This is a genomic window from Streptomyces sp. NPDC127114, from assembly GCF_042677525.1.
In the GTDB taxonomy this organism is placed as follows: domain Bacteria; phylum Actinomycetota; class Actinomycetes; order Streptomycetales; family Streptomycetaceae; genus Streptomyces.
On sequence record NZ_JBHXTJ010000033.1, the window covers coordinates 21787 to 35287 of the forward strand.

Annotated in this window: 6 protein-coding genes; all 6 read left to right on the plus strand. The window is 75.5% G+C overall.

The annotated features are described in order from the left end of the window. The first annotated feature begins 152 nt into the window (after nucleotides 1-152). The 6 genes from ACFVGS_RS27540 (at nucleotide 153) to argF (ending at nucleotide 13501) form a co-directional block, all read left to right on the plus strand. Nucleotides 153-3725, plus strand: a complete 3573-nt coding sequence (locus ACFVGS_RS27540; protein ID WP_385694180.1) for a tubulin-like doman-containing protein — start codon at nucleotides 153-155, stop codon at nucleotides 3723-3725. Then, complete coding sequence (locus ACFVGS_RS27545) at nucleotides 3722-6553, plus strand: hypothetical protein (RefSeq protein ID WP_385694182.1); 2832 nt, start codon at nucleotides 3722-3724, stop codon at nucleotides 6551-6553. The genes ACFVGS_RS27540 and ACFVGS_RS27545 overlap by 4 nt, the downstream gene beginning before the upstream one ends. Beyond that, complete coding sequence (locus tag ACFVGS_RS27550) at nucleotides 6550-8703, plus strand: hypothetical protein (RefSeq protein WP_385694185.1); 2154 nt, start codon at nucleotides 6550-6552, stop codon at nucleotides 8701-8703. Before ACFVGS_RS27545 ends, ACFVGS_RS27550 begins: the two co-directional genes overlap by 4 nt. Nucleotides 8704-8706: 3 nt before the next feature. Further along, a complete protein-coding gene (locus ACFVGS_RS27555) occupies nucleotides 8707-11052 on the plus strand; it encodes a hypothetical protein (RefSeq protein ID WP_385694187.1) in 2346 nt (781 codons plus the stop codon). A 53-nt stretch (nucleotides 11053-11105) separates the two neighbouring features. Next, complete coding sequence (locus ACFVGS_RS27560; protein ID WP_384420196.1) at nucleotides 11106-12338, plus strand: arginine deiminase; 1233 nt, start codon at nucleotides 11106-11108, stop codon at nucleotides 12336-12338. 155 nt (nucleotides 12339-12493) lie between these two features. Next, complete coding sequence (gene argF / locus ACFVGS_RS27565) at nucleotides 12494-13501, plus strand: ornithine carbamoyltransferase (RefSeq protein ID WP_384420193.1); 1008 nt, start codon at nucleotides 12494-12496, stop codon at nucleotides 13499-13501.

The window sequence follows — 13501 nt, forward strand, 5'->3', positions numbered from 1 at the left end:
ACCGCCACGGCCGCACCAGCCCCCGCACCAGCGCGGCCGCACCACCACGGCCCCGACGGCTGGAGCACCGACATCGCACGCACCGACACCCCACGCACCACCGCCCCACGCACGAACGGAGAAGGGTCCTCGGGGCCCTCAGGGGAGACGACATGAAGATCTACCAGCCCATGCTGTTCGTGGGCCTCGGCGGCACCGGCGGCCGCATCGGCAGCGAGCTCGAACGCAGCCTGCGCCGCGAGCTGTGCGGCCCCGACGGCACCGAACTCGTCGACGGCGGCCGGCGGCTGCCCTTCCAGCTGCCCGACTGCCTGCAGTTCGTGTACGCGGACTTCAGCGAGGCGGAGCTGACCCGCCAGCCCCAGTTCCGGGCCAAGGGCGCCGAGAGCGCCGCGTTCGCCCGTACCTCCCGCATGGTCCGCGACCTGCTGCCCACCGACTACGACTCCTCGCCCGAGGTCACCCGCATGCTGCGGGTCGCGCTCCACGAGGAGACCCGGCTGTGGCTGCCGCCGCAGGCCCGCCAGCCGCGCGTCGCCCCGCTCCACAACGGCGCGGGCCAGCTGCCCACCGTGGGCCGTGCCGCGCTCTTCGCGACCATGCGCTCCGGCCTCGAACCGGTCCTGCGCCAGCTGCGCGAGGCCATCGGCGCCATCGGGAACGCGGCCGGCGACCTCCAGCGCGTGGGCGGCAGCCGCATCCGCGGCTGCGACGTCTTCGTCGCGTTCTCCGTGGCCGGCGGCACCGGCGCCGGCATCTTCTACGACTTCATCCACCTCATCGGGCACGAGTTCCGCAAGGGCAAGGTGCCCGGAGTCAAGATCTATCCGCTGGTCGTCATGCCCTCCGCCTTCCCGCCCGAGGCGGGCGGCGGACGCGAGGCCGAACTCAACGCCGCCCGCGCCCTCGTGGACCTCTCCCGGCTCGTCGACGACCAGAACGTGCCCGACGCCCTCCAGGAGGTCGGCGACGTCGAACAGCGCGGCCGGATCAGCGTCCACTACCCGGTCGACGGCGTGGTCGCCCTGCGGCCCTCCACGGTCCAGACCGCCTTCCTCTTCTCCAAGCCCGCCGTCATCGGCACCGAGGACCTGCGCCGTTCCATCACCGCCATGGTGATGTCGCTGATCGGCACCGAGCTCAGCGAGGACACCGGCGCCGGACGCTCCGAGGACGACTACCAGTCCTTCGCCGCCAGCTTCATCAACAAGAGCGTCGAACGCTCCACCCCGGCCCGCACCGGCATCGGCTACCGCGGCATGTCCACCAGCCTCGCCGCCTCCCTCACCGTGCCCGTCGACGACCTCGCCGAGATAGTCGCCGCCCGGCTCCTCGCGCAGGCCGTCCGCGGCCTCGGCGAGAAGGCACGCCGCCACCGGCCCGAGGACAAGCAGCTCGTCCAGGACATGTTCGCCCGCTCCGGCATCGGACGGCTGTGGAACCGCGAGGCCCCCGACGTGCCGCTGCCCGAGCAGCTGCCCAAGGGCAAGAACGCGATCACCCAGGAGCTGCGCAACCGCCTCGGCGACATGGAGGACGCCCTGCGCCGCCTGGAGGCGGACCTCTCCCGCGAGGTGCCCCGGCTCACCGAGGACTTCAAGCCCGGCACGGCGGTGCGCGAACTGCTCGGCGTCATCAGCCCGTTCCGCGTCGAGGCCGTCCTGAACGGGCATCCCGGCCACACGGACCGGGTCGCCGCCGCCGGCTTCACCGGCATGCTCGACAACCGGCGCAACGACCCCGGGCGGCCCCCCGAGGTGCAGACCTCGGCCCCGGCCATCCCGCACGTCAGGCGCGGCGCCGGCGGCCTCGTACCGGCCAAGTGGAGCGACCCGGACGTGCAGGACGCGCTCGCCCGCCAGGAGGCCTGGTACCAGTGGCGCGCCAGGGTCCTGTGGCACCGGGCCTGGCAGGCCGGCGAGGCGCAGTGGCGGCCCCCGCTCACCAAGGTCCTCCACGAGCTCGGCGAGCTCGCCAAGGGACTGCGCGCACACGAGCAGGACGAGGCCAAGCTCTTCGCCGACCGGCGGCGCGAGCTGTACCGCGACGACCGCACCGGCGTCTCCTACCTCCTGCCGCCCCAGAACAGCCTGCGCGCCTTCTACGACGACGTCCTCGACCGGCTCGTGCAGAGCGAGGGCCTGCCGGAGAACACCGACGCCGCCGGCCTGCTGGAGCGGCTCGTCCGGCCCGAGGAGTGGCGCAGCGCGCTGGACGCCGTGCGCCGCTCGCCCGGCGCCGCCGTCAAGGAGATCAAGCAGGTCGTCGAGCGGCGCGTGAAGAAGCTGTTCGGCGAGGCCAACGACGACCGGTTCGCCCGCCCCCTGCTGCCCTCGATGGGCCTGCTGCTGCGCGCCGCCGCCGGTGACGAGTCCGCCGAGTCGAAGGTCGACGGGCGCTGGCTCGACCAGTTCCGCGCCGCGCTCGCCGGACTGCTCCCGGTCGGCTTCACGCCGGACGGCGGCGGCCCCCTGAAGATCCTCATCGTGCACCCGGCGAGCGAGTCCGACGGCCGGGCCTCCGACTACCTGCGCCAGGAGCTCAACCTGCCGCCGCGCGCCGCCCAGGAGTACCGGGCCGTCGACACCGAGTCGATCACCGTGGTCCTGTTCCGCAGCGGCATGAACCTCACCGACATCTCCGAGGTCCGCAACGTCCTGAGCCTCTGGGCCGAGGCCCGGGACTCCGGCGGCCAGGAGGACTTCCTGCACTGGCGGCAGCGGCTCGGCCACCAGGACGACTGGCTGGTCTCCACCGAGGAAGACCGGCGGCGCATCCTGCACCGGCTGCTGTGCGCGATGTGGAACGGCCACATCCACACCGAAGGCCCCGACGAGTCGCCCCACCTGGTGCGCATCCGGCTCCAGGAGGGCGAGTCCGCGACCATGTCGCTCCGCCTGGAGGACTTCGACGGCGCGCTCTCCAGCTGGGCGGGACTGCTCCGGGCGTACGAGCGGTGGGCGCTGCTCGACGAGGGCCAGATCATCGAGGAGTTCTGCGGCCGGCTGATGCAGGCCCTGCCGAAGGGACTCGCCCACACGCCCGTCGGACCCTCGCCGCTCTTCGTCCGCTTCGTCGAGAAGATCGCGCCGCGGCAGCGGGCGCTGCTCGACGAGCTGACCCTGGAGTACGCGGAGGAGGACGCCGAATGGCTGGCACCCCTGCGGGACTTCTGGGAGGTCACCTACCCGGCGGCGCTCGAGATGCGCTTCGCGGGCGCGGGCCGGCCCACGCGGCCGACGCTGCGGGCACTGTACGAGCGCCACGCCCCGGCGCCCGACGGACCCGGAGGCCATGGCCCGTCGGGTCACGGTCGGCCGGGCCACGGTCCGGCAGGGCGTGGTCCCGCGGGCCACGGTCCGTCGGGCCACGGCGCGGTGCCGGCTCCTCCGGTCCCGGACGCGCATCCGCCCACCACCCCGGCGGCGTACGCCGAACCCGCCGCCCCGGCCACCCCGTTCATCCCCGCGCCCGCCGCGCCCGCCGCGCCCCCTGCGCTCGCCGCGCCCGCAGCGGCCCCGGCCCCGCCGCGGGCCGTACCCGAGCCCGTGAGCGACGCCTCGCCCCTCACCGATGCCTCGCCCTTCACAGACGCCTTGCCCTTCACCGACGCCACACCCGTGACCGACGCCTCTCCTCTGACCGACGCCTCACCCGTCACCGACGCCTCGCCCGAGCCCATGGACGGCGGCTACCCGTGGGACCTGGACGGTGAGGAGGAGTGAGCCCACGCGTCGTCCCCGAACAGCCGGCGCCGGGCCACGCCGTCTGCCTCGACCTGCGCGCCGAGGCGTACGACCCCGAGGACCACCACGCCGCCGAGGACGCGGTCCGCCGCGCACTCGCCGTCCCGCAGGCCGCCGACGAGCGGCGCTTCCTCGTCGTCGACGACGCCGACCGGCTCGTCGGCCACCAGCTCCTCCACGAGCGGCTCTCCTCCTACGGCCCCGCCCACGTGGTGTGCCTGGCCGTCGGCGCGCCCGGCGAGCGGAACCTGCGCCGCACCCTCACCCTGCGGCCCCCCGCCGCCGGCGTGCTGTGGCTCCTCGACGGCTTCCGAGGCCCGGACGCCGCCGCCCTGCGCCCGCTGGTCGAAGTGCTGGCCACGCCCGAGGTGTTCGACGCCGTGCTGCGGGCCCTCGCCCGGGTCGCGGGCGGCGTCGCCGTGCCCGCCGTGCGCATCCTGGAGCACGACCTCAGCGACGAGGCCCGTGCCCGCGCCTGGCGGCAGGCCGTCGAGGCGCTGACCGGCCCCGACGTCCCGGTCGCCGCGACCGCCGGCACCGTCCCCGGCGAACTCGCCCTGCTCCTCGACGAGGCGGTGCCGGGCTCGCTCTCCGGACACGACTGGCTGCCCGCGCACGGCCGGGCCGGTTCCCGGCTGCTCGCCTGCCGCCGCGCCCTCGACGACGCCCTCGACGGGTACGCGCGGGTACGGGGACCGGCCGGGCTGCTCACCACGGCGGGCCGGGACACCGATCTGCCCGGGGACATCGAACGCCTCGCGGGCGCCCTGCGGGAGTTCCGCGGCACCGTCGCCGACGCCTTCGCCCTCGCCGGCGGCACCCGGCCGAGCGTCGAGGAGCGCGGACTCCTCGCCGACCGTGGCATCCAGCTCCCCGAGATGCCCAGGGAGATCACCCGCACCGGCATCGTCCCCGCCCTGCGCGACCACACCCAGGAACTGATCGGCCGCCGCCTGCCGCTGCGTTCGGTCGCGGCCCGGCTCGCGGCCCTCGCCGCCCGCTCCGCCCCGGCGGGCAGCGCCGCCCGGCGCGCCACCCTCGACGCCGTCTGCGGACCCGACCGGCTCGCCAGACTCGATGCCCGGTACCCGTTCCGGGCCGGCGGCCCGCGGCTCCTCGCCGCTCTCGTGACCGGCGTCCTGGCGCTGCTCGCGGGCCTCTGGCCGGGCGCCGGCTGGGCGTTCGGCCCCGCCGTCGGCCTGCTCGCCGCCGCTCTCGCGCTGCTGATGCTGCGCCGCCGCCCCAACCGCTCGCCCGACGGCCGCCTCGACGGCGGAGGCAGTACGGGCTCGGGGCCACGGCTCGTCGGCGGCCTCGTCGGCGGATGCGCCGGCGCGGCCGTCGGCCAGGCCCTCGGCCCGCCGCTCTGGGCCGCCGCGACCGCCCTGGCCGTCGCGGTCGCCGCCGTCGTGCTGCTCGCCCTGCGGGACTGGACCCTCGGCGTGGACGACTGGTGGGAGCGTGCGGATCCCGAGGACGCCGGGCGCGCCCTCGACGAGATCCACGCACTGCTCGTCACGGCCGCCGTGCACGACTGGCTCTTCGCCGACGTGCGCCACCACTGCTCGGACGGCGCCGGCGCGGTGGCCAGGCTGCTCCGCGGTCTCGCCGCGACCGCCGACGCGTACGCAGGCCCGGCCGTGCCCGACCCGTACGGGAACCCGGATCCGTACGGCACGAGCGGCGCGGGCGGCCCCGGCGGGACCGGCCGGGCCGGTGGCGCGGGCAGGGCCGGCGACTGGGACTGGGACGACTGGTCCGACGGCGGCGACCCCCTCGACGGCGCCGGCGCCGGCGTCGTGTGGCCCGACCAGCACGCCTGGCCGGGCGCGGACGCGCACGCGGGGGCGGAAGCGCGGTCGGGGGCGGACGCGTCGAGGGGCGACGCCGCATGGTCCGGCCGCCACCCCTGGCATGGCGCTGACGCGCGGTCAGGACGGCAACCAGGGTCAGGGCCGGGCATCCCACCAGGACCGGACCTGTCACAGGACGGCGGTACGTGGCCCGGCCGCGAGGTCTGGCCCGACGCGGACGCGACGCCGGGCGGCGACGCCTGGCCGGGTGCCGACGCGCGCCAGGGCCCGGGCACCCGCCCTGGACCGGAACCCCGTCCCGGACCGGACGCCTGGCAGGACGGCGCCGCCTGGCCGGGCGGGGAGGAGCCACGCCCCACGGCACCCGCCGGCCCGGCCTCCGCCTCGACCGCCTCCGCCGCCACCGCTTCCGCCCCGGCCGCCGTGCCGCGCTGGCTGGAGCGGCGCTACGGCGACGGGGGACCGGCCCTGGTCGACACCCTGGTGACCGACCTGGTCGAGGGCGTCTCCGCGATCCTCGACGGCTGCTGGGCCGGCGTCGAACGCGACCCCGGCAACGCCGGACGACTGCCCCTGGACGCGCCCATGACCGCGCTGCTCGACGAGACCCGCGTCCGGCTGGAACGGGACGCCGCCGCCTCCCCGCCGCCCGGGCGGGAGCGCGGCGAACGGCCCGACGCGGCCCGGCTCACCGGCGTCGCACCGGACGGTGTGGCCAGGCTGCTCGCCGCGGACGACGACACGCGCCTGACCGTCCCGCTGTGCGGGCCCGAACACCTGCGGCTGCTCTCCCACGAGCCCGGAGCCGTCCGCCGGGTCCGCTTCGTGCCCGAGACCATGCGCCGCGGCACCACCGGCGACGACATCTGGCGGGGCACCGCCGAGGACGTGGTGTGGACCGACGCCGGCCGGCACGCGGGCGTGCTGCGCCTCGTACCGCTGCGCGCGGACGTCGTGCACACGGTCCTGGCAGAGGAGGACGGAGCACCATGACCGCCGACCGGCAGACCGACCCCGTACCGCCCCCACCCGCTCGCGAACCCGAAGGAGCCCACGAGGAGCTGGAGTTCCTCACCCCGCAGGAGGAACCGGTCCGCTTCGCCGTCCGCTACGGCGAGGACGCCCGACCCGCGGGCCGGCCCCAGCTGAGGACGCGCCAGGTCACCCTGGGCGCGGGCTGGCCCGTCACGCAGTTCCGGCTGCCGCTCTCCGCCCAGGCCGACCCGCACGCGTACACCCGCCTCGAACGGGAGGTGTCCGCCGCCGTCGCCGTCGAACGGCGTTACGGCGGCGAGAAGTTCGCCGAGCTGTTCACCCGGGTCGTCGGCTTCGACCTCGACTGCGCCGAGCCCTTCGTGCTCTACCGGCGCGCCGCCGGAGCGCCGCTCACCGACTGCCTGCCCCGCCTCGGCGGCGACGAGCAGCAGCGGATCGTCGGGCAACTCGCGCTGGCGGTAAGGCTCCTGGACGAGGTGGGTCTGGTCCACCGGGCGCTCGCACCCGACACCGTACGGTGGGACGGCAGCCACGTACGGCTGTCCGAACCGTACGCGGCGCTGCGCGCGGGCGAGGCCCGCGAGCCCTTCGGCACCGCGCCCTGGGCCTCCCCGGAGCAGCGGGCGGGCCGCGGCACCGCCGACACCCGCGACGACCTCTGGTCGCTCGCCCGGATCGCGTACCTCCTGCTCTCCGGCCATCCCGGCCCGCCAGGCCGCGCCGACCGGGCCGACGGTCCGCCGGAGGACCTGGGGCAGTACCGGCGGCTCGCCGCGCTCGCCCAGAGCGGACTCTTCGCGGCGACCGCCGCCGCCCGGCCCGCGCCCGCCGAGCTGCTGCGGCTGCTGCGGCTGCCGGACCCGCTCGCCCACGCCGTCGGCACCGCCGACCCGCTCGCCGCGGGACGGGCCCGCTACGACGCCGAACTCGCCCGCAGGGCCGCCGTCCCGGCGCCGTACGACGACGACCGCCCCGACCCGGCGGATCCGCCGCCCCAGCGGCGCGGCCTGCGCGCCCTGCTCTTCGGCGACCCGCCCGACGGGCCGGCCGCCGCAGGCCGGGGTGCCACGGACTCCGGGACCCTCGGGCCGCCCTCGCCACCAGGGCGGATGTGCCCGCACTGCCTGCTTCCCGTCACGTACGACGAGAACCTGCTCGTCACCATCGACGCCAAGGGCAACCGCATCCCGCTCGACCTGTCCACCGAGCACCGCCCCGGCCACCGCCAGGACCTGCTGCGCACCGCCTACCACCTGTGCCCGCACACCGGCGAGGGCGACGAGGCGCACGAACTGCCCGTCCCCTACCTCACCCACGGCGAACCGCTCTCCATCGCGTTCGTCGGCAGCTCCGCCGTCGGCAAGACCCACCTCATGGCCGCGATGCTCGGCGAGGTCGAGCTCGGCGGCCTCGAGCCGTACGGGCTGAAGTGCCTGCCCCTCAACCCCGAGGCCCACCGCACCTATCTGCGCGAGCGGGTCCAGAGCCTCCAGCAGGGCAGACAGCTGGGCCGCACCGGTCAGCAGACCTTCGCGCGCTTCGCCGACGGACTCCTCGTCTCCGCTCCGGGCCGCACCGCGCGCCCCGTCGTCTTCTTCGACCTCGCGGGCGAGGACCTCGCCCAGGACGGGCCGGTGACCAGCTTCCTGATGGGCGTGGACGCCTTCGTGTTCGTGCTCGACCCGCTGCGCGCGCTGCGGACACCGGCGCTCGACCCGGTCCGCGCGCGCTACGGGCTGCCGCGCCGCGACCTCGGCGACGAGGCGTTCACCACCGTCCTCAACCGGCTGCCCCGGACCGCCGACGGCTATGTCGCGGCGCCCGCCGCGCTGGCCGTCAACAAGAGCGACCTGGTGCGCTTCGACCCGGCCGTCGACCGCTGGCTGGGGCGGGCGCTGCCGCCCCGTTACGACGCGGCGGCCGAGAGGGCGGAGAGCCGGGACGCCTACGCCTTCCTGGACCACCACGCGAGCCCCGCGTGGCTGCGGCCCTTCGACGACTGCGCCCGCTGCACCCTGCACTTCGTCGCCGCGACCGGCGGGCAGGCCCGCGGCGACCGCTTCCCGCACGGTGCCCGGCCGCGCCGGGTGCTCGCACCCCTGCTGTCCGTCTTCGCCGCGTGCGGGCTGCTTCGAGGAAGGGAGTGACCGATGGCTCCGACGGGACGACCGACGGGACGACCGACGCCGCCGGACGGCGGCGCCGTCGAACGGGTCGACCAGATCGTGTTCCGCTGGGACGGCGCGAACGACTCCGGCACCACCGGCTTCGGGCCCGTCGCCTGGTCGGGTGGGCGGGACGAGGCGGAGGCGATGTTCCGCAGGGCGAGAACGGCGTTGCGGGCGAGCGGCGAGGAGGTGCGGCCCGCCCTGATCCGGCTGCAGGGCCGGACGAGGGCCATGCTGATACGCCGCATCCCCTGGACCGACCCGGGCGGCGGCGCCTCCACCATCTGCCATGCCCTCGTCGGCCACGCCGAGGTCCTTGAGCCGACGGTCTGCCTCGGTCTGCACGACTGGACCTGGGAGGGCGCGGGCCTGCCGCTCGCCCGGGTGCGCGGGCCGCTGCCACGCGTGCGCGAAGAGGCGCTGGTGGACGCGACGGACGACGGACTGCACGCCCTGGACTTCCGGCTCGCCCGAGCCGAGGACGAACTCGTGGGCGCGACGGCCGAGTTGTTGCGCCGGCCGCGCGACCGCTTCACCTTCCTGGACGAGCGGGGCGACTCGGCACTGCCCGTGCTGTGGGGTCTCCACGGGCTGTTCGGCGAGGTCGTCGTCCCGCGATGGACCTTCGCCACCCACGACACGGCCGAACTCCCCGACCTGCGCTTCGTGTTCGTCGGCCGCTGGGCGGGCGCGGCCAGCCGCAACACGGACCGGCGGCGGTCCGATCCGCGCGAACGCCTCGGCGACGAGGCGGAGTCGGTCGCCGCCGGGCTCGTGGCCCACCACCTGCGGGACGTGGCGGACGACGAGAGCCGCAGATACGCGGTGGGCCTGGCGCTCCGCGCCGCCCATCGCCGGCACCCCGACGCCTCCCTGCTGGCCCTGGCCCGAACGGCGCTCGGCGACCTGGACCACGACCGCGGCAGGAGCGGCGAAAGGGAGCGTGACCGTGACCGCGACCGTCCCGCTGCCCCCGGCGCGCCGGGGGCCCGGCCCTCGGGCTCCTCGGGCCCCTCGGGCTTCCCGGGCTCGTCGGGCTCCTCGGGTTCGCCGGGCTCCTCGGGTTCCGCCGGCCGGTCGCCGGTGCTGGGCGGCGGACCTGCCGGCCGCGGCCATGCGCCCCGGCCCGAGGAGGCCGCACCGCCCGCGGAGCCGGACGACCGCTGGGACGGGCACGTCACCGAGGCGGTGGGCCCCAGCCCGTACGGCTCCGCGGCGGCGGCCCGGCCCGAGGGAGGCGGACAGCAGTCCGGGCGGGGCGGCCTGGGCTCCGTCCTGGGCGGACCGGTGCGGAACCGGCGCGGGCCCGGGGGCGGCGGACGGCGGACCCTACGGGGCCACAGCGGTCTGGAGGAGCGGCTCGCGCGGTCCTGGGTACCCGACGACGTCCGGGGCGCCGCGGCCCGGGCGACGAACGGGGAGCTGCTGGCCGCGCTCCGGGAGCGCCGCCCGCGCGGCGTCACGATGCTCCTGGTCGCCGAGATCCGCCGCAGGATCCGCCGATGGGACCGCCCGCTCAGGCGCGAGCTGTGCGACCTGGTGATCGACGAGGAGTACTTCGTCATCCGCCGCCATCCCGAGGAACGGGTCGCCCCCGAGCGGCGCGCCGCCGACGCGGCCGACCTGCACGAGTGGGCGGTCCGCCCGCTGCTCACCGGCAGGAACGCCGACGAGGCGGCGCCGGCCAGGCTCGCAGAGGTGCTCATCCGGTTCGCGACGACGACGGATCCGGCGATGCAGGCGGCGTTCCGTGCGATCGTCGCCGGTGGCTCCGGGCTCCCGGAACCCGTGTGGCGCGAACTCGTCCTCGCCGCCCTCCCGGAGGGCCGCCGCCCCACGGCGGCAGGCCCCGAGCCCGCCCGGCCGGGGAGCCCCCGACCGCAACGCGCCCCCGCCCGCGAGCCCCATGGCGCCGCGGCCCGAGAGCCCCATGGCGCCCCGGCCCGCGAGCCCCACGGCGCCACGGGCACCCAGCCCCCGTACCCCGCGGGCCCCGCTCCCCGCTCCGCCGGCCCCCAGCCGCAGCGCGCCCCGAGTCACGACCCCCACCACCTCGCGGGCGCTCAGCCCCAGCGCGCCCCGGGCCGCGAACACCCCCGCCCGGAAGCCACCCGCCCCACCTCGGACGGGGGCGCCCGCATCCCGGCCCCGTCCCGTCCCGCCCCCGACCCCCGCCGTCCCGACGACGGGCCCACGACCCGTACGACCGTGCCCGCCGCCCCGTCGGGCTCGGGGCACGCCAAGGACGGGTGGCTGACCTTCGCCCTCCTCGGCACCGTCCTCGTCCTGCTCGTGACCCTGGTCGTCGTCATCGTCGCGTCGGCCTGACGGGACACGCCGAGAACCACGCGCGCGCCGCTCCGCTCCGCCAGGATGGGTGCATGGGATTCCATGTCGATTCCGAGACCGGGCGGCTGCGCCGCGTCATCCTGCACCGCCCGGATCTGGAGCTGAAGCGGCTCACCCCGACCAACAAGGACACCCTCCTCTTCGACGACGTGCTGTGGGTGCGCCGCGCCCGGCAGGAGCACGACGGCTTCGCCGACGTGCTCCGTGACCGCGGGGTGGCGGTGCACCTCTTCGGCGACCTCCTGCGCGAGACCCTGGAACTGCCCGCGGCCCGCAAGCTGGTGCTCGAACGGGTCTTCCACGAGAAGGAGTACGGACCGCTCGCCGCCGACCACCTCCGCGCGGCCTTCGACTCGATGGACGCCGAGGCGCTGGCGGAGGCGCTGGTCGGCGGAATGACGAAGCGGGAGTTCCTCGCGGGCCACCGCGAGCCGACCTCGGTGCGGTTCCACGCCCTCGACCTCGACGACTTCGTGCTCGGCCCGCTGCCGAACCACCTGTTCACCCGGGACACCTCCGCCTGGATCTACGACGGGGTGTCGATCAACGCGATGCGCTGGCCGGCCCGGCAGCGCGAGACCGTGCACTTCGAGGCGATCTACCGGCACCACCCGCTGTTCACCGGCGCGGAGGCGGGCGTCTTCCACCACTGGTCGCAGGGGCAGTCCGACTACCCGTCGACGATCGAGGGCGGTGACGTGCTGGTGATCGGCAACGGTGCCGTCCTCATCGGCATGAGCGAGCGCACCACCCCGCAGGCCGTGGAGATGCTGGCCCGGGGCCTGTTCGCGGCGGGCTCGGCGCGCACCATCGTCGCCCTCGACATGCCGAAGAGCCGCGCCTTCATGCACCTGGACACGGTGATGACGATGGTGGACGCGGACACCTTCACCCAGTACGCGGGACTCGGCATGCTCCGCTCGTACACGATCGAGCCGGGCGACGAGGGCCAGTCCCTGCGGGTCACCGACCATCCGCCGGAGCAGATGCACAGCGCCATCGCCGCGGCGCTCGGGCTCCAGGACATCCGGGTCCTCACCGCCACGCAGGACGTCCACGCGGCGGAGCGGGAGCAGTGGGACGACGGCTGCAACGTGCTGTCGGTGGAGCCGGGCGTCGTCGTGGCGTACGAGCGCAACGTCACGACCAACACCCACCTGCGCAAGCAGGGCATCGAGGTGATCGAGATCCCCGGGAGCGAGCTGGGCCGGGGGAGGGGCGGCCCGCGCTGCATGAGCTGTCCGGTGGAGCGCGAGGCGGTGTAGAGGGAGATAAAGGGACGGGCCAGGGAGCGCCGTGGCGGGCCGCAGAGCGGCCACAGGGGGCGGGGGGCTGTATAAGAATTCGGAATTACGTATACTTCCAAGGGTCTCGTCCCGGGCGTCCCGTCCCCGACCGTACCCACCCCCAGGAGGGCCTCATGGCCACCGACCTCACCGGCCGCCACTTCCTCAAGGAGCTGGACTTCACCGCCGAGGAGTTCCGCGGCCTGGTGGACCTGGCCGCCGAGCTCAAGGCGGCCAAGAAGGCGGGCACGGAGGTGCAGCGGCTGCGCGGCCGGAACATCGCGCTGATCTTCGAGAAGACCTCGACCCGGACCCGCTGCGCCTTCGAGGTCGCCGCCGCCGACCAGGGCGCCTCGACGACCTACCTCGACCCGGCCGGCTCGCAGATCGGCCACAAGGAGTCGGTCAAGGACACCGCCCGGGTGCTCGGCCGGATGTTCGACGGGATCGAGTACCGCGGTGACAGCCAGACCGCCGTGGAGGAGCTGGCGGCCTTCGCCGGCGTGCCGGTCTTCAACGGGCTGACCGACGACTGGCACCCGACTCAGATGCTCGCCGACGTCCTCACCATGACCGAGCACTGCGCCAAGCCGCTCGACGGCATCGTCTTCGCCTACCTCGGCGACGCCCGCTTCAACATGGGCAACTCCTACCTGATCACCGGCGCCCTGCTCGGCATGGACGTCCGCATCGTCGCCCCGAAGGCGTACTGGCCGGCCGAGTCCTTCGTCGCCGAGGCGCACCGCCTCGCCGAGACCAGCGGCGCGACGATCACCCTCACCGAGGACGTCGCCGAGGGCGTGCGCGGCGCCGACTTCGTGGCCACGGACGTGTGGGTCTCCATGGGCGAGCCCAAGGAGGTCTGGGACGAGCGCATCGCCGCCCTGGCCCCGTACGCCGTGACCATGGACGTGATCCGCGCCACCGGCAACCCGGACGTGAAGTTCCTCCACTGCCTGCCGGCCTTCCACGACCTCGGCACCGCCGTCGGCCGCGACATCCACGAGCGGCACGGCCTCACCGAACTCGAGGTCTCCGACGAGGTCTTCGAGTCGGCCCACTCGGTCGTCTTCGACGAGGCCGAGAACCGCATGCACACCATCAAGGCGGTCATGGTCGCCACCATGGGCGACCCCGCCTGA